We start from the raw sequence: 22058 nt of genomic DNA on the forward strand, positions 1-22058 counted from the left end.
CATAAAAAAACCCGCCGAAGCGGGTTGTTGGGTTGTTATTGCTAGTCGAGACTATCTATTTCGGTTTTTAACTTATCAATTTCGCGATTTAGCTCGTTGATATCGGTTTCATACTTTTTTACGACCGCTGCCATTTCGGTTGATATGCTCTCTTCCCAAGTGGCGCCTGCCAAATTGTTAGCTGATCGACGTTTTTTGGCTTTTAGTTTGGCTAGTTCTGCATCGCGTTCTCTGAGTAATCGCTCTTTTCGAGCGTTTAGTCTGGTGAACTCAATATTTAAATTCCGCTTTTTTATGTTCAACGATATTTGATCGAACTCACTTACTGCAGGCTTTGCTGTTTGATTGGCATTGGCTGAACCGCTCATTTTCGGCACAGCTTTAACTTCTACCTTTTCAGAGTTATCGCCACACGGTTGCTGGCTATAAATTACTGTGCCGTTAAAGTCGCATTTATAAACTTGAACCGGACCACTTAGCAACAAGGTAAAGATCAGAGACAAAGACATTGTGTTTTCCTTAACGTTAACCATCGACCTTACCAATATAGCCAAGTTTTAACGTTAAAGAAACGTGAAAAAGCCCGGCAGTTTTACGTGCCGGGAATGCCCAGGAGTTAGCTGGCCGCGGTAATGCGGAAAAACTTACTGGTGCCCATGGGTTTGCTTTCATCGCTTAACAGCTCACCGGTTACGGTGGCGGTGGCAAACTCAGTGGTAATGGCGCTTAGGCCGGTTGGGCTTGGCTTCCAACGCCAGCAGTCGATAACGTGGCGCTTACCGTTAATGTCGTTAAGGCCGTCGATAACAACATCACCCTCTTCACCAAAGGTCAGCAGTGCCTGCAGCAGGTAGCCGGCAGGTACTTTGTAGGTGATTTTTACTTCGTCCAGCGCGGTAATTTCGCTACCAGTTGGCACGATAATGCCGGCGGCTGTTACGGTATAGTTCGGGGTGCCGTCTACACTGTGTAGCGCTGGAATAACAACATCCAGTGCGGTTTTTAACGATACCGTTTGCGTAGTGTCGATCATATGATCAACACGGATCAGCCGGTCTAAGCCGCTTACGACTAACTCTTCGTCGGTTACGTCTTGGCCGGTAATGTTGGTTACCGAGGCGTTGTTTAACAGCGCCAGGTTGGCCGCGTTTAAGCTGGTAATGCCAATGGCCAGGTTAACGGCGCTGATACGCTCGTATACGTCGGCGTTGCCGCCACCACCACGGTAATTGGGCAGGGTTTGTTTGTCTAAGTCATAAGTGATGTCGGCTGCAGAGCAGTTGCCGATATCACGGCCTTTGTAATAAATAACGCCGGAGCCGATAAACGACACCTGAACTGGTTGTGACATGGTTTGTTACTCCATAGTTTGACTATAGGTTGTGGTTAAGATCATGGATAAACCGGCATAAGGTTGGCCCGGTGTCGGTTCGATAAAGCGCGTTTCGGCGCCTTCGGTAGGCTGGCCGTTTAACAGGCCATCCCAGTTATTAAAGCGATCTGTGGGTTGCTGGCTAAATAACGCCTTGCGGTAGCTGGTTAAGTATTGAATTAACCGGCTGGGTAAGGTTTCTGGGGCTTCGTTTTCATGGTCGACGATTTGAATATGGAACTGCATATCGTCTTTTACCGCCCGCCCCTGATAAACGGCGTTGGTGACAATGGGCGCAATAGTAATAAGCGGCCACTGCTCTACCTGGCGCAGATAACTGCTGGCCCAGCCCTCTTTAACCGTGGCAGTTGGAAACGCCTGTTGCATTTTGGCGGTAAGCGCCTGCAGTACCAGGTTGCCTTTGTTGCTCATAAATTAAGCCTGCTAATAAAGTCGTCGAACAGTTGATCGCTGCTGGGTTCCAGTTCATCCCGAAACCAGCCAAAGGCCTGATCAACCGATACGCTGTATAAAATGCGAAAGTCGTCGCGTTTTTTGCTGTTGCGAATAGCTATGCCCCGGTTACCCGTTTCGGCGTTACCGCGCTTTAAATTGATAAAAAACGCCTGTTCTAATGTTGCCCGCGGATTGTTGCGAACCACATTAACGCTTACGCCAGCGGTACGCTCTGGCACCGTTTTGCCGGGCTTGTATTGTTGCTGTGCGTCGAACCGCGCTAATTGTGTGCCACGAACTCTGGCACTGATGGTTACTTGCAGGTTTTTCGGGTTGGCGCGGGTACGAACACTAATGCGCTCGGCTACATAACTGCGTTCAAGGTTATAGCGACCATGGATGGCGTCTATGGCGTCTTTACGTAGTTGGCTTGCTGCATCGTTGAGCGTTTCGGCTAAGGCGCGCTGGCCTTCTTCACCTAACTGGCGTAAAAACTGTTCCGCATCTTCTGGGCGGTTCATACCACGTACCAATTTATAAAGTGGTCGTTATTGATGCCTGCGCGGCTGAATTTACGCAGATCTGCAGGTTGATCAAGCCGATAGAATTTGCCGTTGTGCTTAACAAACAGGCCACTGCGGATATGTGGCAGTATGGCGTTGTCCATTTTCAGCACTTTGTAATCGGTGTTGATGCGATCCAGCTCTTTTGCTTCTTCGGTGCGTTCCAAAAATACGCCGTTAAAATCGCGGATTTTGGTTATCCGATCAGCGGCGAACAATTCCATTTGCTCGCCAAACTGGTTTAACACCGCCCTTTTAGCAAGGGCGGCGGCTGCGCTAAAGCGGCTCATTAAACTACTTTAAGCTTCAACTTACGAACAGCTAATGGGCGCGTGGGAATATACAGCGGGTTAGACTGTGCTTCACCAGCAATGCCTTTGCCCATTGGTGCCAGTTCGGTTTTGGCGTAGAACGGTAAACCTAAGGTGCCAACGGTTTCTACGTAATCTGCCGGGGCGTTGCGGCCAATAAACAGGCCCGGCGTAACCGGGATTAAGTAGGCTTCGTCTGGCTCCACAAACGCGATTTCGGTGTTACCGTCTGCGCCAATTACACTGGCGTCATACGCAAAGGCCGTTACGTTGTGGAAGTTCAGGCCGTCTGTCATGTCGTCAATCAGATCATTGCTGTTGCCGTTTTTGTTCTGCAGGCCGCGCACTACGTCGTCAGCTTCGCTGTAGGCGTCAAAGAACGCTGGGCCACACATTAACAACCAACGATTGACAACGCCTTGGCCAAGGTGCTTTTTCGCTGCAGTTTTCGCTGCAGTTAACAGCGCCTTGGTTTTCTTGGCAGCCGGGTCGAACTCTACTACTGGCACGGTAATACCAAATGCGGCTGGAATATCCAGGATCACATCGCCTTGTGCGTTGCGTACTTTGCCGGTAATGGCACCAGCACGCATTAACTCGCGCGTAGCCACTAAGCGCTGGCGGGCCAGTTCTAAATGGCTGTTAACCACTTGCTGTACCGCTTGCTGCTCGGTTTGGGTACCAAAAGCGCGAACGTTTTGGATCTCATCGGCTTTAATATGCATAGGCACTGGCAGGTGTACGGTTTTGAACGGGATTTTACGGCGGTTGGCCTTTTTCTGACCTTGTGCCGGTTCGCCACGCTCGCCTGGCATAACCAGAGTTAATACTTCGCCATCAAATTCCAGTTCAAAGGTGGTGGTGGTAATGCCACGCTCTTCAAACAGGCCTAAGCTGGCCAGCAGGGTTGGCGCGGTACGCGCTTCGTTGATCGCCGCTGTCAGGGTTGATGTCTGAAAGTGCGGATCAGCTAAGAACTGTTGTAAGTTCATGGTGTATTCCTTATTTAGCGGATTTTTACAATAAAAAAACCCGCTAACAGCGGGTCATTAAAGGGGTTTGGTGTGGTTTAGCCGCGCACTACAATGTAGGTTTTGGCCAGTTCTTCCACAGCACCAAGTACCTGACCGGTGGTTGCGCCATCTGGCCAGGTTAATTCTTGCAAATTCACTTCGGTCAAACGGGCGGTAAATACCCCTTTAACATCAGCGGCAGTGGCGTCTACGTAGGCATAGGTAATGCCTTTTGCTAATTCGGCACCAGTGACAGCGGCAAAATCCAGCTTTACTGCTTTACCTGCAACAACACCAAACGGCTCGCCGGGTAAAAACTTCCCACCGGAAAACATAATGGTATCGCGGCTGATAGAGCCTACTTCACTTTTGATGTACTGCCCGGCGCGGGGCAGCTGTACTTGTACATTTGACATGGTTGTGTCCTCATTGCCCGGCGGGCGTGGTTACTGGGCCCTGATGGGCGTTATTAAAAAGCCGCTTATAAGCGGCTTGGGTCGGAATAGGCTGATTTTGGATCTGGTTGTTTTGGTTGAGCGGCATTTACTGCACGCTGGCCGGCAACTTCTTTATCTTCGCTGTGGGCGGTAGCGTGGGTTAACGCCACTTGCAGCATACCGGCTGGATCGTCAATTTTGGCCGAGACTTCGGTAAAGGCATGGCCAAGGCCTGCTGCGGCCAAGGCGTCACGTACACCACCCAGTGCTGATAAACGGGCTTTTACGCCGGCTTCGGTTAGCTTGGCTTTTACCAGGTTAGCGATCTGGTCGCTCATGCCGGCATCGGCACAAAGGGTTACTACCAGTTCGGCACTGGCTGCAGTTTCGGTAGTGGTTACCGCCAGGGTTTGTTCAGTGGTTGCTTCTGCTGCTGGTGCAGCCGTTTGTGCAGTGGCTGCCGGGGCAGCGCTTTGTGTTGCAGCTGCTGCTGCGGGGTTAGCTACTGACATGCTAGTGTTTCCTATGGTTAGGGTTTTACTTAGGTTGCGGCAGTGTTCTGCCAGCATGGCTACGCCGTCGGCGCTGTGCACCAGTTCATCGGCAAGGCCAATTTGCACGGCGGATTGGCCGCTATAGGTGGCGGCTTCGGTATCCAGCACAGCTTGCAGTGACAGGCCAGTGTATTCGGCTACTTTGCTGGCGAACTGTAAGCGGGTTTCGTCAATTTCAGCCTGCCATCGGGCAGCTACGTCTTTGGGTAGCGCCTGGTATGGGTTGCCCTCTACCTTATGGCTGCCAGAATGCAGTAGCGTGATTTTGATACCTGCTGCTTCTAGGTGCTTTTCATAATCAGCGTGTGCTACAACTACACCTATCGAGCCTACTGTACCAGTTTGAGTTACCAGCCGGCGGCCAGCTGCAGCCGCCAACAGTTGGCCAGCGCTGCAGTTCATATCGTTGGCAATGGCCCATACCGGTTTAATGGCGTTAGCACGGCGTATGGCATCGGCGGTATCAAAGGCGCCGTAAACGGTGCCACCTGGGGTGTGATTGTCCAGGTAAATGCCTTTTACATCCGGATCCGACAGGGCCTGATTAAGCATGGTGGTAATGCCATCGTAACCTTGCAGGCCGCTTTTCGGCCGCACGTTACCGGTTTTATGAGCCAGCGCGCCGTGGATGGGTAACACCGCTACGCCATCAACAATTTCATAGTGGCGGTATTCACCGGTTACCGGATGTACGTAGCTATCAGCCACGGCTTTCATACCATCGCGGCTTATCTCTTGGCCTTGTGCGTCTACCAGTGATTCGGCGCCCAGTCGCAAACCCAGCGCGCTAAAAAACACTCGCGCATAACCAATTTCCATGGCCAGCGGCTTGTTAAGCGCAGCGGCGGCGATCATCTGGTAATTACTCATCGTTTTGCACTCGCTGTTGATTTTCTTCTGTTACGCCACGGCGTACTGGTACGCCACCACGCCGTTCGCGGGCGGCCTTGTTGCGTTCCTGAATGTCGATCAGGTCGTCGCCTTGCTCTGCCACCACATCTTCGTGCGATAGCAGATCGCCATCGATAGCTTTGAGCTTGGCTTCTACATCGATATTCGGGTTAATGTATGGCCAGCCATGCGGACACCAGCTGTGCTTGTGGTAGTCGTTTATGTTGTTGGCGTAGCCGGGTAAATTAATGGCACCGTACAGTACGGCGCGGTTTAGCCAGTGTTTGTACATCCAGCGTAATACTTGCGGGATCATCAGGTGCCACTGGTCCATTTGAATGCGGCGGCGGAACTCGTTAAGCACGGCGCGCACCAGGCGGTCGTTTACTTTTTCCCAGTCACCGGTTAGCAGTTCGTATGGCAGATCCTGCCCTGCTGCCTGCAGCATGGCTTGCCAGTGCATAAAGTCTTTGTAACCTTGGCCGGTGTCGTCGCCTTTGAACAAATCGATTTTCTCACCAGGCAATAGTGCCAGCATGGTGCCGGGGTCTACCTGGCCACCTTCCATTATGCTGTTTGGGCTGCGTTCTTCGCCGGTGATTGGGTCAAACAGCCAGTCCTCTTCGCCAAACTCTTCACGGTAAATGGCTCCGGTAAAGGGGGCGCGGGTTTGCTTGCGTGTTAACTCGGCATCGTCGTAGCTGTCAAAGGTGTAGGCCTTAACCATGGCGGCCGCGCCGTCTGGCTCACCCCGTATTTGCCCGGGGTGGCGCGGGTGATAATGGTGCGCCACTTCGCTGGCTGGTACGCGGATCAGGTCGGCCAGTGATGCCTGGCTGTCGCTTTCGCCAGGGTGCTCCTTATACATCCAGTAGGCTACTCGGGCACCACGGCGGTTAAACTCGATACCGGCACGAATGCGGTTGCCATTTGGTAACGTTTGGTTGTAATCGAGCGGCACAAAATCGGCTTCCAGCACTTGGAACTGGATTGGTACCAGCAGGCCGCTGGCTGGGGTGCGATAGCGAACACGGATAAAACATTCACCAGACAAGCGACGCGCACGGGCGATCTGATCCTGCATGCCGTAAACATCTAAGTTGCCTTCTACATCAAACTGAAAGCAGCTTTCGGTCCACAGATCGTTAATGGTTTTACGCTGTTCAACAGCGCTGCATAGCGCCCGGGGCGTAATGCCTATGCCGATTTCGTTGGTAACTTTCTTTTCAATACCACTGCGTAACAGTGGCATATTACGATGGCCGGCGCGGCTGCGATTGCGCAGCTCTGGCAGCGCATAGTTTAAGGCTGTGTTTACGCCCATGCTTGGGGCGTAGATACCACCCATGCGGCGCCCTTGGCTGGCTCCCTGATAGGCGCTGTTAAACACGACTATGTGCTGGCCGTTCGGGCCAAGTATTGGTGATCTGCGATAGCCCATTACAGCCCCTTATTAACGCGCAAGACAAAGCCAGCACGGCGGCGCTTTGGTGCCGGGTTTAGTTGCTGCTCGATATGCCGGATCACCTTTTCCATTTCTTCCAGGCTGCGGTAACTGAGTTCGTCACCACTAGACAGGCGGATCTTGGTTAGGCCGCTGGCGTAGGCGTTTTTCAGTTCCTGCAATTGCTCTTGGCTGTACATTAGGATCTAAACCTTACCCGGCGTTGCCGTGGGGCCGCCTGCACAGCTTTTGCTGCCGGTGCCTTGTTGTGCTCTTCGGGATGATAAACGTTGATGTTGTTTTGCCATGGCTGTGCCCAGCGCGGCGGGCTTTGCCAGAATTTCGGCTTATGCGTTTGCAGCTGATACTGGGCAGCCTCGTTGTAGCAGAGTAAATCCCAGGCTTCGTTTGGGCGTTTCTTGTTGCTGCGCTCCCAACAGCCCTGGCTATCGCGGCTTTCTGCTGTCAGTTCTTCATAAAACCAGTTGCCAAGCCAATCCGGAAAGTGGATATAGCCTGCTCCCTCGGTTTCGCGTTCCAGCTTGCTGCTTACGTTGTCTTTTAACTTGTTGGTAGCCAGGATATGCAGCGGCACATCACCCTTTGCAGCGGCCTTGCGGTCGGCGCGTTTGGTGTTGTCCGGATAGCTGATCTTGACCATTTCGGCCTGCGCTTTGCTGCCGCCTTTTACCAGCATCAGTTTGTGGTGCCGGCTTTCGCTGCGCAGCTGGCGGTAATAGCTGTAGGCGTTATCGGCCACACCATCTTCGCCGCCGTGGTCGCATACCATCAGGTGTACGTGCATTTCACGGCCGCTGCCATCTTCCAACGGGTAACCGCGATCCAGTATCAGTTTGCTTAGCTGCTGCCAATCCTCCGGATAACCTGCGGGGTCTATCTGGTGGTAGCGCTCTGCCGGATCTTCGGCGTTTTCATCTTTTACCCGGGCTGACTGTCGGATGTTGTATCGGTCTATCACCCAGCGTTCGTGCTGGCTGTTACCGTGCACCTGTACCACAAAGCGGCGGTCTTTACCGGCCTGAACGTCTACGCAGGCCACCAGGAACAGTACGCCCTCTGGTACGTGCCGTTTAGTGGTGCTTTTGGCGCGCTCGGCCAGTCGTTCAGAACTGCGCTTGCGGTCTGACTTCTGATAGCTATACGCACGGCCTTGGTCAGTGTTGATGGTTGCTTTAAGCTTTTCCTGACTGCCTGTTGCTTCAAAGTCTTTTACCGCCTGCAGATAGTTATAAACCAGCTGCTCCCAGCTCTGAAAGCTGGCAGCGGGGCCTTGCATCCAGTAACTGATAAAGTCGGTATCAATCGGTTCGCCGCTGATTTCACCTGCGGCATTGATGCTGCAGTTTTCTGGCACCCAGCGTGCCTGCATCATCATGCTGTGCTTTTCAGTTTGCCGGATCTCGCTATCGCTGCAGTGGGGGCAATAGCAGGTTACCGATCTGCTGGCTTTGCGAATGTCTGGTTCGTTTTGGTCCCAGCGCAAGTATTCCCAGTTTGCCGGGAAAAACTCGCCGCAGCTTGGGCATGGCCAATACAGCACCCTGCGATCGCCAAGGTTATATAGTGCGCCAATACCAACTGTTGGCGGAAACTCGTGCGGCTTGCTTGGGTTTGGGAACCAGTCCGGATCAATAATTTCGTAACCTGGGCTGCTTTCAGCTACGGCCATGCCGCGGCTGCGGAACGACTGGGTACGCTTCAGAGCCAAATCGAACCCGCTACCCTCGCCCTCGACATCGAGCAGGGTTGCTGTGCGGTCGTAGTCGGTGATAACTACACGCCGCCACTCAGAGCTGGCGAAAATAGACTTTGCCGGCCAGGCTATCTTGAGATAGTTGCCAGCTTTTAACACCTTATCGTGTAGGTTGTTATCATGGCCCCGGGGGCTTAACAGCGGCTGCAGATCCGGTGAGTTATCCAGCATCGGGCCGATGCGCTTTTTGCTAAACTCGGCGGCTTTTTCTTTGGTTATTTGCACCACCAGCATATCGCTGGGGTCGCATTTCACATCGTAGCCAATAAAGCCGTCGACCAGCGCCTGGCTTTTGCCGGTTCGCGCCGGACCAACAAAGATCAGGCCGCGATATTTGCGACTACTGAGCATATCGAGCGGTTCACGCATATATGGCGTGGTTTCGATATCCCACTTGCCCCAGTTGCCGCTGGCAAGCTTTACCCTGACATGCTCCTGCACTGCCTCGGATACCGATATGCGCACTGGCGGTTTTAGCAGGCTGGCCACATCGCGCTTAATGGCCTGAGCATCACCGAGCTTACTCATCTTCGTCAGCCAGTTCCGGATCCGCACCGCCTTTAACAGCGTTCAGGTACATTTGTTCGCGGATGTTGTCGATAATCAGCTGCACCCGATCCAGCGCATTGCCGGATAACCCAACTTTGGATTCCAGTTCATCAATAAGGCTATCGAGCGGATTCACGACCGCTTTCACCAGGTCAGCATACCCGCGGGCAACCTCAGTGGCCGGTACCAGTTCTTTAAGTTCTGTTTCCAGCTTTAACCGTTCGCGTTCCGACTGGTACCAGTCTTTGCGATCTTTCGGCGGCATCTGTGCCGGGTCGAGCAAGTCACCAGGTACTGCCGTTCGGGTTTCCCCAAACAGTACCGGGCCAATGTCTTTTAATAAGTAAGTCGGGTGCCCCTTGCGGATCCCGGCTGGCTCAACCCGGCTATCCTTTAGCCTGGCTGATACTGTACGCCGGTCGAGGTTAAATGCCTCTGCAATCCGGCTGATGGACCACGCATAGGCATCATCGATATTGTGTAATGTACCCATGCCATAGCGATCATCTTGTTAAGTTGTTTTTGCTAACAAATGCGCAACTCGCGCAGCCTGCCAGCCGTTGTGCTGACTAAGGATCCGGCCACTTGTGGTGGATCACATTAAAAAGCGGAAAAAAATTGCTTCACCGCGCCTCTTCGCCCCCTCGGGGGCGGTCGGGTCCGGTGGGGTCCCCTACCCCCAACTGGTTGACCAGTTGACCAGTGGTCTGATCTCGACCCTGCAGCTGCTGCATCTGCAGAAGGTGCTGCTGGCGGCGCCACTCGTGCTGCTCAAGCTCTAACCGATGACGCCGGCGGTGGTACAACCATGAGATAACGAAGGTCAGCACACTTAGTAAGATACCTATGATAAGCGCCATGTCGTTAGTAGACAGCGCACCGCCGAGTGCTGTAGTACCGCTCACTCCGTAGCTTACGCCTGTTACTGTTCTTTCCATGGTCTGACTCATTATCTTATCTGTTAGCACTTGTTTCGGTCCTCATACGCTCGGACCATTCGATTAACCGGCTAGTATTGGCATCACAGCTTTCTATCTGCTTCTCAAGCTGCTTGGCGTAATTCAACAGGTCGAGGTTAGTCTCAACAATGTATCGCTCTGTCACCTGGCACCGCTGCATGAACTCCTGTGGCGGCAGCAAGGGTTTAGTTACCGTTACTGTTATTACCCGTGGCTCGGGTGTACTTGAGCATCCGAGCAACATCAGCAGGCAAATCAGTATCAACCCAAACCCGAACGGTTTCATTTTCGCTTTGCCTCAGTTTTCGAATGGATTCCAGTTCGGACTCGAATTGCATTTCAATCCGATCCAGATCCGCTTTGTATTTCAAATTCAATTCAGATACGAACTGCCTTTCCTTTCGGAGTCGATCTGCTTCTAATTGCAATTGGTTTAGGTTTGAATTCAATTCCAAAACCAATGCGGCTTTGGTTTGAACTGCATCTGAAAGCAATTTGATTTTGGATTCGTAACTGGCCCGATCCGATTTCCATACCGAAACCAAACCGATCACAATTAAAAGCAAAACCAAAATCGAATAGCTTTTAAACTTAGTTAGCATTGGCTGCCAACCTTAAATCCAGATCGCGCAAACACATTTCCAATTCATGCTGCCGGCGTTTAACTAGCCCGCGCAATTTTTTTCCATTGGCATAAACCCAGCGGCTTAGCTGATGGCATGCATCAACCCGCTGTTCTGCATTTAGTAACCGAAGCAAAGTAGATGAACGGAAGCTGCCAGCACCCACGTTGTAATGAAAGCTGAGGTAAGCAACGTGCTCACCCTCACTAAGAGGCACCTTAACGGCCTGCATTAGCTGTGCGTTGTGCAGCTGCAGATCGGCAGCCAACATATACAGGCATTCGTCCTGGCTAAAGGTTTGCCCTGGTGCCACATGTTTACCAGTGCTGCCATAGCATGCCGTCATGATCCCGACAGGGTCGACGTAAGACCCCAGCACCTCACCCTCATGCATAGCAATGTACCCGCCGGAAATGGCAAGCACACCTGCCAAACCCAGCGCGCTTAAACGTGCTGCGATGGATTTCATTTTGGGTAGCCCTGAAAAAGAAAAACCCCGGCTGAGGACCGAGGTTTGATTGCGCTGGTAATGCTTACAACTCGTGCAAGCTTAGCGAAATATAGCCGCTTTTTTTGGGGAAAAACACGCCAAAAATGGCGGGTTGTGTTTTTTATTTCTTTTTATCGTCTTCTGTAGATCGAGTTGACTTACCAAAGCTCTCCTCATTTTCAAACTTTGTATAAGCATCACCAGATTTTAATTTATTAAGTGAATTTATATGTGACTGATATTGCTGAGCAATACTCGCTGCATGCAGAGCGCCTTGTTGTAAGGTTAAATTATTACTTAAATAAGCGCCATTACTAGAAAGTCTTGCCTTTTCAAGTTCACCTTTAACACTCTTCAACTCTTCATCAATTAGATTTTTTTCAAACTCATGGTTTTTTATCAGAGTCTGTAAGTCATCAATATCTTTACTTGACTTACTTAAGTCCAGCTCAAGCTTAATCAGTTTCTTCTTGAGATTTTCAATTTCATAATCTTTTTCACTAATTGACTTTAATTGCTTTTGAATTGTCCCATTAGCTAAATTCAGCTGCTCCTGATGCGCTTTTTGATCAGACTTGTTTTTACTCATCAACTCATCAATCTTAGCCTCTGCAACCTCATATTGAGCCTTAAACTCACTGGCTTTTTTATTTGTAACTAAGATCTCCCCCTCAGCTCTAGACTTTATGTTTTTTATGTCAGTAGAGTGTTCGTAGTGATATTTAACTACTTTTTTAGTAATCCAAGGCAATACAAAAATGTAAGAAAGTGCAGAAGCAAGTGGATAAAAAACACCACGGCCCCACAAGTTTGATATACCAATCCAGTCTGGAGACTCATAATAGCTTGAGATCATCGTTAATTTTATGGCGGCATCATCACCAGAAAATGCCATTAAGAAAAAAGCATAGTTGAAAATCAACCATGAGAATGCAAATGCAGTAACCAGCGGGTTTGAAACGCGCTCGTAGAGAAAAAGCTTAAACGAGTCAAAGTAATCAGACATGCAGCAAAGTCCTTATCGCAGATATATGCCGCAAAGATGATGGATCTAAATTAGAAAATCAACCACCAAAACTACTTAACCTTATCAATCAACCGCCCGAACTCAGCATAGGCTGATTCGTATTTGCTGTGGCTGGTACCGGTGGATATCAATTGGCCATCGACGTAGCGAGGTATGGCAACACAAATTTGGTTGCCTGTTTTGATAATGGTCATTAACCGGTGAAAGCTGCTGCCTACATCACGCCAGCGCTTTAGCTCGTTGAGGATTTCCGTTTCTTCGACTATCTGCATCTTTGCACACCTGATCAGGAATATAGATAAAATATAAATCAGGTGTAAACAGTGTCAAATCAGTAAACTGATAATATTTGCGCCTGAGCATGCCACAGCGCGATCCTCTCTGTATTGGTTAGCCTCACTGCCTTTATATAGCGGCGGTTGATAACCAGGCGCTGCGGTGTGGGTAGTTGCTCAACACAGCGGTCGATATCTTTAACCCACTCGGGAACGTATACCTGATCTGCCTGGTGGCTAAATAAGTGCTTATCCGAGCTGGCCCAGATGCCAGTTCGCATTACTTGGCAACAGCGTTCGGTAACAGAGGTGCTGGCATAGCCCTGCAGCGACTCACGCGACGCCCAGAACTTACCCCAGCTTTGCAGTAATTTATCCAGCTCTTTTACGTTCACTTTCATACTCCCTGGCTATCGTTATTGCGTCCAACAATTCGACTTTAAACACGCACTCACAGATCACAAACACGGTACCGAACTCTGGCTCACTCTGGCGGGCCTCCCAGCGCTGGTAGGTACGCAGTGGTATATCCACCATTTCGGCTACCTGCTCTTGGGTAAAGCCAATTCGCTCCCGAATCAGCTTTAATATCAAACCGCCGTGCGGGCCATGATCACGCATTATCTGCACCACCCTTTACCAGCTGACCAGTTCTGGTACCGCGGGTGAAACCAGCGGTAAAAATAGATGCTGCTGCAAATACCAATGGCACCGGCCCAACCGCTTACCCAGAATGCCACTGCCGGGTTATCAGCTGCAGACACTACTCGAGTAAAGGTAAACTGCGCGCCAGTAATACCCCAGCTGATCATAAAACACATGGCCACTCGCTGATCTCGCACGAACTGGCTATTCACACCCAGCAAGAATACGTTGGCGGCAGTAGCAATAAATAACCAGACCAGATCCATTTACACCCCAAACAATGCTATCAACGCCGCATCGCGGCAATCTTCATTGCTGCGCCCTGCCCAGCCGGTTAGCTTATTAAAGTAAGCAGCATCTTTTTTGCACATGGCTTTGTGACCACCAACTAATGGCCGGCAGCACTTGACCTGGTAACCTGCTGCTGTAATGGTTTCAATAAGCAACGTTGCCACAGCTTTAACCTGCCCTACGTTCTGGCTGATGCGATTACTAACCGCTTGTTTATTCCTGGCTGTTGGCATCATGCGTGGGAAAGTTGGCTTTATAAGGTTTGGGTCCTCAATTTTTATCAGCAAGTCATTAAGCGCAGACTGGTAACTTAACCATTTGGTCATTCCCGTAAAAGGAATTCTATCCAGCTCAAGTATTCTGCCGTTATGTATAACGGCCACACCGCTGGCAGTTAAGTCAGGATCAATACCGATAACTATCACGATTCTTTAACCCCTTTAACGATAGTAGATGCCGAAATAAGCAAATGCGAACGGCGGCTATCTGTCATAGACATGGCGTTACGCAAATGAATCAAAGCTTGCTGCAACTCCCAATCAAAGCCGTTAGCCAAAGGCCGTTTATCGCAGGTGCTCTGCTCAAAGGCCTTATTTTTTGCTGGCCCTGTCAAACCATTACAGTCTCTGGATGGGACCTGACAACCGCATTTAGGCCAGTTACAACCCTGCTCTACTGCCATGCGGTATATGTCATGCTGCTGCTTTTCTTCACTCATTTCCTGCCCCTTTTTGCTTTTGGCGTGTTCCATATTAAAAAACGCCAAATCTCGCTAAATGCCGCATCAACACTGGCGGCTAGTGTTTTTCGTTATTTTCTACGGCTGCAATCTGGCTCGATTTAAGCCCCTCTTTAATCCAGCAGTGGTACTGCTCTAAAGCCTCACGCTTGAGCTTTAGCGAGTCAGCATGGATGTAAACTAAATCCAAGCCCTTCGGTTTATGGTTAAGCAGTCTTTCTGCAACCCAGTAATCGATGCCAATCTCAGCCCATGCACTACGGGCGGCCTTGCGTAAATCGTGGGCACTAAATCTACCTTTTGAAATGGCTCGGATTTGCTTGTCTGCCTCACTGGCCGTAAGTGCATCGTTACCACCAAACAAATAATGGCCGGTTTTATGCTGCTCAAACTCCTGCAACAATTCGTAAGCAAAGTCGGTAATAGGCAGTACATGCACCACTCCTGTTTTCGTGATCTTTTCTGGAATTACAATTTGCCTGGTATCGAAATCGATATAACTCCAACGCAGCTGCCTGGTCTCACCTATGCGGGTACCGAACAGCAACATAAACATGATTAAATTTTTTGCTCTTATGGGTAATGCCATTGCAAGGCTGGCGATACGACCTATGTCCTGGACATGTAATTTGCTGAACTTTGGTGCAATGCGCTTTTGCACATGATCACTAAACTTCATGCCAGCCATAGGGTTAACAGTAATCAGATCAAGCTCAGCAGCACTTGCAAAAATGCGCTTTAGCACTGCGAAATACTGGCGAATAGTGGAAGGCTTTAAAGCCGCATTTTGTAGCGGGATTATCAGCAACTGATCAATAACCGCCTTTTTCAGATTAGATATAACAATGCCGTCAAATCTTGGCAGCAGGTGTAATTTAATCGCACTGGTAACACCTTTACGACGACTCTGGCTTTTAACGGTTTCTTTGCTAACCCGGTCTAAGTACCAGTTCAAAACCTCGTCTACGGCCACAAAGCTGCTAACTTGTAAATCAGCGCCCTTGCCAATACGCTTTAAAACATCCGGCACCATTGATAAGGCATCTTTATACTTCAGAACCGGCCAGTAACCGACACGGTGGCGATATGAACGACCCTTTTCGCGATCCAACACAACCCATGTGGCTTTAGTTCTGCATTTATGAAACCGCAGCTGCAAAGGGCTTTTGTTATCGTTCAGCTCGGCCACATTCAGATCCTGAGCAAACGATTTAATTGAGGATTCGGTTATAGCAGTCCTGATGCTTTTCATTTATCACTCACCATTGCCAGTATGTTTTTTAGTGAGATAGGCGCCTGCTTGCAGCCATTACCAAAATCGCCATTCAAGGGCGGATTAAAGGCATGAATATAGAGTGACTCAACCAAGTCTAAATGAGGCTTTTCAACCTCGATGTAAGCGTACGAGTCAAAAGATCTGAAGTTTTCATGTGTGCCAAGGCGGGTTAAAACATCAACCGACTGCCCAACGTAAACAATAGCGCCGCCGGATATCAGGAAGTAAACGCCACATATTTTTCTAAATGGCATAGATGCTTTAATTATTGATTCAGCAGTTAAAAGGTAATCGCCGCTTAAGCTTTTACTGGTCGAATTAAGCGCTTTAATTTGAGATAGCTGAGATAGTTCCTCAGTAAGCGCTAACACTTTTTCGGATAAGGATCCATGCACTTGCTTTGTTGCCAGCCTGTCTGCATCTCTTTTCGCCTTGTTTTCACGCCGTGCCGCAACCGACTTTTCAATTGCAGCTCTCCTTTTTTCTGGCGACATTAGATTCCAAGGGTTAACTTTCACAGCCCTATCTCCATATCCAAATCATTCAGTTCGGCAATGCGCGCATAACCGCTTAGCTTGCAATCGATGTCGATCAGGTAATCAGCCAGCTGGTCAGCCAGGGTAAACGGTGGCTTATCACCATCTGCAGGCATGGGCTGTAGCGCGGCTTTGGCACTGGCCACTTCGTCCAGTGCAGCTTTTATGTGTTTTATAAACTGGTCTTTATTTGCCACTTGGTACCTTAAATTTATGTTTATTACGATTCAGCGCATCACGGTGCAGCTGCTGTTGCTCTGGCGTCATTTCGCGTAGGCGCTTTTCAATCTCGGGCCTTGTCATTTCGCCAGCCCGTAACCGGTATAACCAGTAACAGGCCAGCGTATCGGCCGATGCCGCGTCTTGCTCGGCGCGGCTTTTGGCGTATAGGTTGTAATCGGTCATGCCACCGCTACTGAGTCAAACGGCTTGCGCTGGCTGTTACCGCGGAATGCCAGCACCTTACCGCCATCCTCGCGTAAACGGTCTACCACACGCTCACCAATGGCCTGCTTAACGCCGGTAATATCCAAATTGCTGATCAGGATGGTTGGCAGCATGTTCTGGTACCGACCGTCGATCACATCGAAAATAAACAGCTTTTCGGTGTCGCTATCGAACTGCAGGCCCACTTCGTCCAGCACCAGCAAATCGATGGTCGCGTAATGCTTGATCAGCTTAATTTCGTTCGTGTCAGAGCCGCGGCGCCAGGTGTCCTTTAGCTCGCGGATCAGGTCAATCAGTTTGATGATGCGACAACGCTTGCCCTTAACCAGCAGGGAGTTAACCGCAGCGCTGGCCAGCATGGTTTTACCGGTGCCCACGCCACCGCACATCACCAGGTTGCCACGCCCGCCATTGCCGACCGTGCTGGTAAATTCCTGCACTGCCTGCAGGTTGGCAATTTGCTCTTTGCTGTTGGCAAAAAAATCTTCAAACCGCACATCGAGGTTACGTAACGACACCCCGGCATCCAGCCGCTGCCGGCGCAGCAACTCGGCAGCCTGGCGTTTCTGCTCGGCCTGCTCTTCAACGGCCTTGGCCGCGTTCGCCTCGGCAATGCATTCAGGGCATTGGTCGTTAACCAGGTACCGGCCCATGATCTGGGTGTAACGGGTTTGGTAATCGCCGTGTTTACGGCAGTGGTTTACTGGTATGTTTTCTGGCAACTCGTTAATAAAATTCATAAAACCCCCGGCTCGTATTGTTGGCTTTCAAACGTGTGTGGCTTGTTCGTTCGCTTGCTGGGGGACGCCCTGGCGTTAACCATCCACTCGTATTCAAAACCCGTCCAACCCTTCACCATGCTTTCCGATAGGCAGTCGTCAACGCTAAAGCCGGCGTTGCAGGCCAAGCGGAGTTGCCGGGCAAAGCGGTTAATTACCGTCTGGTTAACCTCGGCGCGTTTTTTCTTGCGAAACGCTAACCAGTCTTTCAGCACCTGCTGGCTTGGCATGGCTGGCCACTCGCTGTAATCCAGATCCTTTGCCGGTTTTTCACGTTCAGGTTTTGGCGCATCCGCTTCAGCGGTGCGAATATCTTTTAAGGGATCCAGTAAGAGGGAATCAGGATCAAGTAAGAGGGAATCAGCAGGAGCAGTTCCGTTTTGCTCTGGTTTTAATCCAGATAAATCGCGATTAATCGTGAGTGTTGTTAAATCAATAGCTTGGCGCATGGTTGCGCTATAGGCTGGTACTTCACTACCACCAGCCTTTTCGTTCTTGTGTGGGTTCTGGTGTTTCTCGAAATTCGGTATGTTCAGCAGTATTCTTTCGCCGTCCGAGTAAAACCGAACAAATCCAGATTTATCCAGATTAATCGCGAGTTGTTTAATATCGCACTCGTCGTAGGGTAGTAGCTGAGCCTTAATGCGACCGGCCCGCCATTCCAGATCGCCTTTGTAATCGGCTAGTGTCCACAGGCCAATAAACAGCAGGCGCCCTAAAGCGCAGTTTTGTTCTGCCAGATCATCATTCAGAAAAAATGCTGGCTTAATATTGCGTGCTCTGGCCATGCTATTTCCTGTTGCTGATTGGCTGGTTAAGGGTTAAACTTTTCAACGGTGATTAACTCCATTTCAGTTAGTTACCACGGCCCCGACCACGAATCGGGGCTTTTCTTTTGGTGCCGGTCTTTCCCGGCTGTCAGTCTTTTGCCGCGCTAAACGGCTTGCAACTTAACCCAGTGGCCGGGACACAAAACAACTGCACTACTCTGCGCTACACTGCAACGCATTAACCTAATCACTGGCTGGTATCTCGGATTGACCAGCATCCACTCAGTGATCAGGTTAATACCGCCTGTCTTCCCAGGCTGCCCGGCTATGCACAATGTCGGAGGTTGGGCCCACTGTCATAACCTGCCGGTGTTATATCCCCACCGCCGGCCGGGGTTGCCTCTACACGAGCAAAGAAAACAGATTTAATACCCAAATCAAAATCAACGGGGCGTAAAAAATTACGGCCACAATTACCGCAATAACCAGGCTTACCAAAAACGGCAGCGCCGGTTCGTTCTTTCTGGCCCACAGGTAAATCAGGAACAGCACCCAGCAGTAAACAAACAACGAAATATTGAACGTAGTCATTTAGGCCTCTTTGCTAATTACAGTGGACGGATGGCGCGGCAGCTCCCGAACCTGAGCCTTTACAACCTGTTTAAGCGCCAACGCTTCTTTAATTGCCGTGGCAATCCGCTGGGTTACCTGCTCATATTCCTGCGGGTCGATAATGCCATCCTCGCGGGCATGGCGAATTTCACCCATCACAGAACCCATTTCTTCGCTAAGCTTCATTACCTGGTCGCTTAGCTCTTCGTCACAGCAGACTTGATCCGGCATCTTCACCAGCACATAGCCGCGGCTGGCTGCCCATGTCTCGATAATGGCATCGTCATTCGCCAGCTCAGTAATGGCCACTGCCTCGCCCAGGCTTAATTTATGGAACTCTTGATCAGGGTTTAGCTTGTTGCCCAGCACATTCGGGCTCACACCCAATTTGCGGGCTAAATCGCTGGTGTTATGGCGCTTGCCCAGCATGTAGGCAGCATCCTGTGGGCACTGTGGAACGCCTTTCGGCTTTAACGTGTTATTGCTCATGGCTCTGTTATCCTGAAACTGAATTAAGAGGCTTGCTGATGCTTTAAAGGTGAAAAATCAGCTTTTAATTTTCCGCCGGTAATCTTTTCAATCTGAAAAGCCCGAAGCTCAGGAACGTCCTCTGGCCAACCAGATACAGATTGGCTTTTAATCCCAAGCGCCTTGGCTGTTTCAACAACACCGCCAAAGTGTTTGATGACATCAACTTTCTTCATGGAGCCCTCAAGCATGGAGTTAGCAATTTCTGACGCCCATAAGCGTAGGTTAAACTACGTAGGTTTGTCAATAAAAACTGCGATGACAGATTTAGGTTCTGCGTGTAGGCTTTCCTACATGAACGAGACAATGGCAAGCCGCATTCGCCAGCGGCGTAAAGAGCTGAAACTTACTCAGGATAAAGTGGCTGAGCACTGCGGTATTAACCGCGTATCAGTAAGCAACTGGGAAACCATCGGCAAAAATGGCACCTCTCCAAAAGGGGCTAACCTTATTGCATTGGCAGAATTGCTAAGAGTGTCGCCAGAATGGCTGATCTCTGGTGATGAAGAGTCAAAGCACGCCTATGTAAAAGACACAGCTGCCAATTACACCCTTGGCAGTTTTGATACCTGGGATAGCAAAACGCCGCTTTCACCGGATGAAGTAGAATTACCGTTTTACAAGGAAGTTGAGTTGTCTGCCGGAAATGGATCCATAGTGCAGCGCGAAAACAGCGGCTTTAAGCTGCGGTTCGCCAAATCTACCCTGCGCCGTTATAACATTCAGCCAGATATGGCCGCCTGCGTGGTTGTGTCTGGCAACAGTATGGAACCAGTTCTACCAGATCAGGCTACCGTTGGCATCGATACCGCTAACACCAAAATCAAAGATGGCGATATGTACGCCATTGATCATGGCGGCATGCTGCGGGTAAAGGTGCTATACCGTTTACCAGGTGGCGGCATTCGGCTGCGCAGTTTTAACCGGGATGAATATCCGGATGAAGATTACGCGGCAGAACAGGCCCATGAGGTAAAGGTGCTTGGGCGGGTGTTTTGGTATTCGGTTCTTAGATAGCAAATTAAGGAGGCACGGATGCGTATTAATACCAAGGCTAGACTAGACAAATCCATCAATAACTTTATCGGTATCATCGAAGGCATAGCCATAGATGGTAAGATAAACGAACACGAAACAAACTTCCTTAACGACTGGTTAGCCGAACATCGGGAAGTTCTGCACAGACACCCTTTTAACGAAATCGCACCAGTTGTTGAGGCTGCAATTGCAGACGGCATACTAACAGAAGAAGAACGCTCCAATATTCTTTGGCTATGTGAAAAGCTTACATCATCAGATTATTTCTGCTTTATAACCGGCAGCATGCAAAGGCTGCACGGGATTATGGCTGGCATTGCTTCTGACGGCAAAATTACCGAGCATGAATTGCGAGGGTTACGTAGCTGGCTCAATGAGCACGAGCGCTTAAAAACCATTTGGCCATACGATGAAGTTGATTCTCTTATAACATCAGTAATGGCTGACGGTGTAATTGATGAAGCAGAACATAAAATGCTGCTGCAGTTTTTTATGGAGTTTACAGCACTTGCTGATGACGTAACTCTAACCTCGCCCACTGTCGATGGTGAAAACATATTCGGGATATGCGCAAGCTGCCCGGATATAGAGTTTAATGGCCGTACTTTTTGCTTTACCGGTGAATCTGCTAAATTTAAGCGCAATGATTTAGCTCAGCAGGTTATTGATCGCGGCGGTTTTTTTGTTAAGTCCGTATCTTCAAAAGTTAATTATCTCATAGTTGGCGCAAACGGTAACAGATGCTGGGCTTTCTCTTGTTATGGCCGAAAAATTGAGGAGGCCGTTAACCTTAGGCGAAAAGGCCACCCTTTAATGATCATTCATGAAAATGACTATCACGATGCAATTCAGGATTAACTGAAACAGTTTACCAATCAACCCGCTTCGGCGGGTTTTTTATTGCCTGAAAAAATAATGTAGGTTTTCCTTCCCTCACCTATTGACACTTTATGTAGGCTAACCTACTCTTTACCTACGAAACGAACGTAGGTGAACCCCATGAAACCACTACCAGACTACATCAACACCACTAAGCGCCAGCCGCTGGATCGCTTAACAGCCATTCTGGCCGCTGTAGTAACCGTGCTGTTTGTTGCAGCCGTGGTATGGGGGCGCTAATGAACCAGCCTAACGCCATTACCGAACTGCAGCGCCTGGCAGAAATCATCACAGAGCAAGACCTGCGCATGATGATCAGCCACGGCGGTGCGAACAGTGCTTACCAATACATTCAGCTTGCAATCGGCGCCCGCGTTGAGCAACTGCAGCAAATGGAGGAAACCTTAAAATGATCGCCACCACCCTAACCCAGGCTGCGCAGTTAAAAGCCGCATCTACAGTGCCAATGGTTATCCAAAACCACCCGCAAGGCTGGGAGCTGGTTAGCCGGTACAACACGCTAACTGCTCAGCAAAAAGCGGCGCTATGGGCGCTGGCTAGCATGGTTAAAGCGCAACGCGGCACATATCGAGTGCACTACGCTGTGGCGCCTATTTTCTTTGAGCAGTGCGGTGTGGCGGTTAAAGGCGGTGGCCTGGCACTGGCCCGCCAGCTGGAGCAGTTAAGCCTGCTGAAATGCTATGTAGGCAAATTTTGCCTGACGTTGGCAGCTGTAAACCTTATCGAATCTGAAACCACCGAGATTGCGGAGCACTAACC

General features: G+C 50.0%; 35 protein-coding genes and 1 pseudogene. 5 read left to right on the plus strand and 31 right to left on the minus strand.

Annotated elements, in window-relative coordinates:
* Positions 1–41: 41 nt before the first annotated feature.
* The 12 genes from AAY72_RS01505 to AAY72_RS01560 form a co-directional block, all read right to left on the minus strand.
* Entirely contained in the window at positions 42–509 is a 468-nt protein-coding gene (locus AAY72_RS01505) for a DUF4124 domain-containing protein (RefSeq protein WP_057785312.1), read from the minus strand.
* A 107-nt stretch (positions 510–616) separates the two neighbouring features.
* Complete coding sequence (locus AAY72_RS01510; RefSeq protein ID WP_057785313.1) at positions 617–1351, minus strand: hypothetical protein; 735 nt, start codon at positions 1349–1351, stop codon at positions 617–619.
* A 6-nt stretch (positions 1352–1357) separates the two neighbouring features.
* Entirely contained in the window at positions 1358–1804 is a 447-nt protein-coding gene (locus AAY72_RS01515) for a hypothetical protein (RefSeq protein ID WP_057785314.1), read from the minus strand.
* Positions 1801–2349 carry a hypothetical protein gene (locus tag AAY72_RS01520; protein ID WP_057785315.1) on the minus strand — a complete coding sequence of 183 codons (549 nt, stop codon included), beginning with the start codon at positions 2347–2349 and terminating at the stop codon, positions 1801–1803. Before AAY72_RS01520 ends, AAY72_RS01515 begins: the two co-directional genes overlap by 4 nt.
* Positions 2346–2681, minus strand: a complete 336-nt coding sequence (locus AAY72_RS01525; RefSeq protein WP_057785316.1) for a hypothetical protein — start codon at positions 2679–2681, stop codon at positions 2346–2348. The genes AAY72_RS01520 and AAY72_RS01525 overlap by 4 nt, the downstream gene beginning before the upstream one ends.
* Positions 2681–3694, minus strand: a complete 1014-nt coding sequence (locus tag AAY72_RS01530; protein WP_057785317.1) for a major capsid protein — start codon at positions 3692–3694, stop codon at positions 2681–2683. Before AAY72_RS01530 ends, AAY72_RS01525 begins: the two co-directional genes overlap by 1 nt.
* A 77-nt stretch (positions 3695–3771) precedes the next feature.
* Positions 3772–4131, minus strand: a complete 360-nt coding sequence (locus AAY72_RS01535) for a head decoration protein (RefSeq protein WP_057785318.1) — start codon at positions 4129–4131, stop codon at positions 3772–3774.
* A gap of 65 nt (positions 4132–4196) precedes the next feature.
* Positions 4197–5576 carry a S49 family peptidase gene (locus AAY72_RS01540; protein WP_057785319.1) on the minus strand — a complete coding sequence of 460 codons (1380 nt, stop codon included), beginning with the start codon at positions 5574–5576 and terminating at the stop codon, positions 4197–4199.
* Positions 5569–7038: a phage portal protein gene (locus AAY72_RS01545; RefSeq protein ID WP_057785320.1), complete on the minus strand. Its 1470-nt coding sequence runs from the start codon at positions 7036–7038 to the stop codon at positions 5569–5571. The genes AAY72_RS01540 and AAY72_RS01545 overlap by 8 nt, the downstream gene beginning before the upstream one ends.
* A complete protein-coding gene (locus tag AAY72_RS01550) occupies positions 7038–7241 on the minus strand; it encodes a phage head-tail joining protein (RefSeq protein ID WP_057785321.1) in 204 nt (67 codons plus the stop codon). Before AAY72_RS01550 ends, AAY72_RS01545 begins: the two co-directional genes overlap by 1 nt.
* Positions 7241–9343 (minus strand): phage terminase large subunit family protein, encoded by a 2103-nt coding sequence (locus tag AAY72_RS01555; RefSeq protein WP_057785322.1) that lies wholly within the window; start codon positions 9341–9343, stop codon positions 7241–7243. Before AAY72_RS01555 ends, AAY72_RS01550 begins: the two co-directional genes overlap by 1 nt.
* Positions 9336–9857 (minus strand): DUF1441 family protein, encoded by a 522-nt coding sequence (locus AAY72_RS01560; RefSeq protein WP_057785323.1) that lies wholly within the window; start codon positions 9855–9857, stop codon positions 9336–9338. Before AAY72_RS01560 ends, AAY72_RS01555 begins: the two co-directional genes overlap by 8 nt.
* Positions 9858–9951: 94 nt before the next feature.
* Between AAY72_RS01560 and AAY72_RS16870 the strand changes: the two genes are divergently transcribed.
* Complete coding sequence (locus tag AAY72_RS16870) at positions 9952–10146, plus strand: hypothetical protein (RefSeq protein WP_057785324.1); 195 nt, start codon at positions 9952–9954, stop codon at positions 10144–10146.
* A gap of 9 nt (positions 10147–10155) precedes the next feature.
* Here AAY72_RS16870 and AAY72_RS17000 read toward each other — a convergent pair.
* From AAY72_RS17000 to AAY72_RS01655, 19 genes and pseudogenes are all read right to left on the minus strand, one after another.
* Positions 10156–10314: pseudogene (locus AAY72_RS17000) on the minus strand (HP1 family phage holin); the annotation flags it as partial.
* Between the two features lie 4 nt (positions 10315–10318).
* Positions 10319–10609, minus strand: coding sequence for an Rz1-like lysis system protein LysC (gene lysC, locus AAY72_RS17010; RefSeq protein WP_369815326.1), 291 nt, complete (start codon positions 10607–10609; stop codon positions 10319–10321).
* Complete coding sequence (locus AAY72_RS01570) at positions 10509–10925, minus strand: hypothetical protein (RefSeq protein ID WP_057785325.1); 417 nt, start codon at positions 10923–10925, stop codon at positions 10509–10511. Before AAY72_RS01570 ends, lysC begins: the two co-directional genes overlap by 101 nt.
* Positions 10915–11415: a lysozyme gene (locus tag AAY72_RS01575; protein WP_057785326.1), complete on the minus strand. Its 501-nt coding sequence runs from the start codon at positions 11413–11415 to the stop codon at positions 10915–10917. The genes AAY72_RS01570 and AAY72_RS01575 overlap by 11 nt, the downstream gene beginning before the upstream one ends.
* 142 nt (positions 11416–11557) lie before the next feature.
* Positions 11558–12442 (minus strand): hypothetical protein, encoded by an 885-nt coding sequence (locus tag AAY72_RS01580; protein ID WP_057785327.1) that lies wholly within the window; start codon positions 12440–12442, stop codon positions 11558–11560.
* Positions 12443–12513: 71 nt separating this feature from the next.
* The gene (locus tag AAY72_RS01585) at positions 12514–12735 is read right to left on the minus strand and encodes a hypothetical protein (protein ID WP_057785328.1); all 222 of its coding nucleotides are present in this window, start codon (positions 12733–12735) and stop codon (positions 12514–12516) included.
* A gap of 59 nt (positions 12736–12794) precedes the next feature.
* On the minus strand, positions 12795–13133 hold the full coding sequence (locus AAY72_RS01590) for a hypothetical protein (protein ID WP_156411258.1): 339 nt from the start codon (positions 13131–13133) through the stop codon (positions 12795–12797).
* Positions 13111–13359 (minus strand): helix-turn-helix transcriptional regulator, encoded by a 249-nt coding sequence (locus AAY72_RS01595; RefSeq protein ID WP_057785330.1) that lies wholly within the window; start codon positions 13357–13359, stop codon positions 13111–13113. Before AAY72_RS01595 ends, AAY72_RS01590 begins: the two co-directional genes overlap by 23 nt.
* The gene (locus AAY72_RS01600) at positions 13359–13649 is read right to left on the minus strand and encodes a hypothetical protein (RefSeq protein WP_057785331.1); all 291 of its coding nucleotides are present in this window, start codon (positions 13647–13649) and stop codon (positions 13359–13361) included. The genes AAY72_RS01595 and AAY72_RS01600 overlap by 1 nt, the downstream gene beginning before the upstream one ends.
* Complete coding sequence (locus AAY72_RS01605) at positions 13650–14099, minus strand: hypothetical protein (protein ID WP_057785332.1); 450 nt, start codon at positions 14097–14099, stop codon at positions 13650–13652.
* Positions 14096–14392: a hypothetical protein gene (locus tag AAY72_RS01610; protein ID WP_057785333.1), complete on the minus strand. Its 297-nt coding sequence runs from the start codon at positions 14390–14392 to the stop codon at positions 14096–14098. Before AAY72_RS01610 ends, AAY72_RS01605 begins: the two co-directional genes overlap by 4 nt.
* A 79-nt stretch (positions 14393–14471) precedes the next feature.
* Positions 14472–15602, minus strand: coding sequence for a site-specific integrase (locus AAY72_RS01615; RefSeq protein WP_197408355.1), 1131 nt, complete (start codon positions 15600–15602; stop codon positions 14472–14474).
* A gap of 59 nt (positions 15603–15661) precedes the next feature.
* Complete coding sequence (locus tag AAY72_RS01620) at positions 15662–16207, minus strand: GIY-YIG nuclease family protein (protein WP_057785335.1); 546 nt, start codon at positions 16205–16207, stop codon at positions 15662–15664.
* Positions 16204–16422: a hypothetical protein gene (locus tag AAY72_RS01625; RefSeq protein WP_057785336.1), complete on the minus strand. Its 219-nt coding sequence runs from the start codon at positions 16420–16422 to the stop codon at positions 16204–16206. Before AAY72_RS01625 ends, AAY72_RS01620 begins: the two co-directional genes overlap by 4 nt.
* Positions 16412–16630 carry a hypothetical protein gene (locus tag AAY72_RS01630; protein ID WP_057785337.1) on the minus strand — a complete coding sequence of 73 codons (219 nt, stop codon included), beginning with the start codon at positions 16628–16630 and terminating at the stop codon, positions 16412–16414. Before AAY72_RS01630 ends, AAY72_RS01625 begins: the two co-directional genes overlap by 11 nt.
* Positions 16627–17412 carry an ATP-binding protein gene (locus tag AAY72_RS01635; protein WP_057785338.1) on the minus strand — a complete coding sequence of 262 codons (786 nt, stop codon included), beginning with the start codon at positions 17410–17412 and terminating at the stop codon, positions 16627–16629. Before AAY72_RS01635 ends, AAY72_RS01630 begins: the two co-directional genes overlap by 4 nt.
* Complete coding sequence (locus AAY72_RS01640) at positions 17409–18239, minus strand: hypothetical protein (protein ID WP_057785339.1); 831 nt, start codon at positions 18237–18239, stop codon at positions 17409–17411. The genes AAY72_RS01635 and AAY72_RS01640 overlap by 4 nt, the downstream gene beginning before the upstream one ends.
* 573 nt (positions 18240–18812) lie before the next feature.
* Positions 18813–19322, minus strand: a complete 510-nt coding sequence (locus tag AAY72_RS01650; protein ID WP_057785341.1) for a phage regulatory CII family protein — start codon at positions 19320–19322, stop codon at positions 18813–18815.
* 23 nt (positions 19323–19345) lie between these two features.
* Positions 19346–19537: a Cro/CI family transcriptional regulator gene (locus AAY72_RS01655; protein ID WP_057785374.1), complete on the minus strand. Its 192-nt coding sequence runs from the start codon at positions 19535–19537 to the stop codon at positions 19346–19348.
* Between the two features lie 118 nt (positions 19538–19655).
* On the opposite strand from AAY72_RS01655, the gene AAY72_RS01660 reads away from it, so the two are divergent.
* The 4 genes from AAY72_RS01660 (at position 19656) to AAY72_RS01670 (ending at position 22056) form a co-directional block, all read left to right on the plus strand.
* Positions 19656–20378 (plus strand): S24 family peptidase, encoded by a 723-nt coding sequence (locus tag AAY72_RS01660; RefSeq protein WP_057785342.1) that lies wholly within the window; start codon positions 19656–19658, stop codon positions 20376–20378.
* A gap of 18 nt (positions 20379–20396) precedes the next feature.
* Entirely contained in the window at positions 20397–21257 is an 861-nt protein-coding gene (locus AAY72_RS01665; RefSeq protein ID WP_057785343.1) for a BRCT domain-containing protein, read from the plus strand.
* Positions 21258–21517: 260 nt separating this feature from the next.
* Positions 21518–21691 (plus strand): hypothetical protein, encoded by a 174-nt coding sequence (locus AAY72_RS16640; RefSeq protein ID WP_156411260.1) that lies wholly within the window; start codon positions 21518–21520, stop codon positions 21689–21691.
* On the plus strand, positions 21688–22056 hold the full coding sequence (locus AAY72_RS01670) for a hypothetical protein (RefSeq protein ID WP_057785344.1): 369 nt from the start codon (positions 21688–21690) through the stop codon (positions 22054–22056). Before AAY72_RS16640 ends, AAY72_RS01670 begins: the two co-directional genes overlap by 4 nt.
* Positions 22057–22058: the final 2 nt, after the last annotated feature.

Origin of the sequence: Alishewanella sp. WH16-1 (assembly GCF_001441695.1) — a bacterium.
In the GTDB taxonomy this organism is placed as follows: domain Bacteria; phylum Pseudomonadota; class Gammaproteobacteria; order Enterobacterales; family Alteromonadaceae; genus Alishewanella; species Alishewanella agri.

Excerpts from the sequence above, each read along its gene's own strand:
- AAY72_RS01505 (WP_057785312.1), bottom strand. The coding sequence starts at position 509 with ATGTCTTTGTCTCTGATCTTTACCTTGTTGCTAAGTGGTCCGGTTCAA.
- AAY72_RS01510 (WP_057785313.1), bottom strand. The coding sequence starts at position 1,351 with ATGTCACAACCAGTTCAGGTGTCGTTTATCGGCTCCGGCGTTATTTAT.
- AAY72_RS01515 (WP_057785314.1), bottom strand. The coding sequence starts at position 1,804 with ATGAGCAACAAAGGCAACCTGGTACTGCAGGCGCTTACCGCCAAAATG.
- AAY72_RS01520 (WP_057785315.1), bottom strand. The coding sequence starts at position 2,349 with ATGAACCGCCCAGAAGATGCGGAACAGTTTTTACGCCAGTTAGGTGAA.
- AAY72_RS01525 (WP_057785316.1), bottom strand. The coding sequence starts at position 2,681 with ATGAGCCGCTTTAGCGCAGCCGCCGCCCTTGCTAAAAGGGCGGTGTTA.
- AAY72_RS01530 (WP_057785317.1), bottom strand. The coding sequence starts at position 3,694 with ATGAACTTACAACAGTTCTTAGCTGATCCGCACTTTCAGACATCAACC.
- AAY72_RS01535 (WP_057785318.1), bottom strand. The coding sequence starts at position 4,131 with ATGTCAAATGTACAAGTACAGCTGCCCCGCGCCGGGCAGTACATCAAA.
- AAY72_RS01540 (WP_057785319.1), bottom strand. The coding sequence starts at position 5,576 with ATGAGTAATTACCAGATGATCGCCGCCGCTGCGCTTAACAAGCCGCTG.
- AAY72_RS01545 (WP_057785320.1), bottom strand. The coding sequence starts at position 7,038 with ATGGGCTATCGCAGATCACCAATACTTGGCCCGAACGGCCAGCACATA.
- AAY72_RS01550 (WP_057785321.1), bottom strand. The coding sequence starts at position 7,241 with ATGTACAGCCAAGAGCAATTGCAGGAACTGAAAAACGCCTACGCCAGC.
- AAY72_RS01555 (WP_057785322.1), bottom strand. The coding sequence starts at position 9,343 with ATGAGTAAGCTCGGTGATGCTCAGGCCATTAAGCGCGATGTGGCCAGC.
- AAY72_RS01560 (WP_057785323.1), bottom strand. The coding sequence starts at position 9,857 with ATGGGTACATTACACAATATCGATGATGCCTATGCGTGGTCCATCAGC.
- lysC (WP_369815326.1), bottom strand. The coding sequence starts at position 10,609 with ATGAAACCGTTCGGGTTTGGGTTGATACTGATTTGCCTGCTGATGTTG.
- AAY72_RS01570 (WP_057785325.1), bottom strand. The coding sequence starts at position 10,925 with ATGCTAACTAAGTTTAAAAGCTATTCGATTTTGGTTTTGCTTTTAATT.
- AAY72_RS01575 (WP_057785326.1), bottom strand. The coding sequence starts at position 11,415 with ATGAAATCCATCGCAGCACGTTTAAGCGCGCTGGGTTTGGCAGGTGTG.
- AAY72_RS01580 (WP_057785327.1), bottom strand. The coding sequence starts at position 12,442 with ATGTCTGATTACTTTGACTCGTTTAAGCTTTTTCTCTACGAGCGCGTT.
- AAY72_RS01585 (WP_057785328.1), bottom strand. The coding sequence starts at position 12,735 with ATGCAGATAGTCGAAGAAACGGAAATCCTCAACGAGCTAAAGCGCTGG.
- AAY72_RS01595 (WP_057785330.1), bottom strand. The coding sequence starts at position 13,359 with ATGCGTGATCATGGCCCGCACGGCGGTTTGATATTAAAGCTGATTCGG.
- AAY72_RS01600 (WP_057785331.1), bottom strand. The coding sequence starts at position 13,649 with ATGGATCTGGTCTGGTTATTTATTGCTACTGCCGCCAACGTATTCTTG.
- AAY72_RS01610 (WP_057785333.1), bottom strand. The coding sequence starts at position 14,392 with ATGAGTGAAGAAAAGCAGCAGCATGACATATACCGCATGGCAGTAGAG.
- AAY72_RS01630 (WP_057785337.1), bottom strand. The coding sequence starts at position 16,630 with ATGACCGATTACAACCTATACGCCAAAAGCCGCGCCGAGCAAGACGCG.
- AAY72_RS01635 (WP_057785338.1), bottom strand. The coding sequence starts at position 17,412 with ATGAATTTTATTAACGAGTTGCCAGAAAACATACCAGTAAACCACTGC.
- AAY72_RS01640 (WP_057785339.1), bottom strand. The coding sequence starts at position 18,239 with ATGGCCAGAGCACGCAATATTAAGCCAGCATTTTTTCTGAATGATGAT.
- AAY72_RS01650 (WP_057785341.1), bottom strand. The coding sequence starts at position 19,322 with ATGAGCAATAACACGTTAAAGCCGAAAGGCGTTCCACAGTGCCCACAG.
- AAY72_RS01655 (WP_057785374.1), bottom strand. The coding sequence starts at position 19,537 with ATGAAGAAAGTTGATGTCATCAAACACTTTGGCGGTGTTGTTGAAACA.
- AAY72_RS01660 (WP_057785342.1), top strand. The coding sequence starts at position 19,656 with ATGAACGAGACAATGGCAAGCCGCATTCGCCAGCGGCGTAAAGAGCTG.
- AAY72_RS01665 (WP_057785343.1), top strand. The coding sequence starts at position 20,397 with ATGCGTATTAATACCAAGGCTAGACTAGACAAATCCATCAATAACTTT.
- AAY72_RS16640 (WP_156411260.1), top strand. The coding sequence starts at position 21,518 with ATGAACCAGCCTAACGCCATTACCGAACTGCAGCGCCTGGCAGAAATC.
- AAY72_RS01670 (WP_057785344.1), top strand. The coding sequence starts at position 21,688 with ATGATCGCCACCACCCTAACCCAGGCTGCGCAGTTAAAAGCCGCATCT.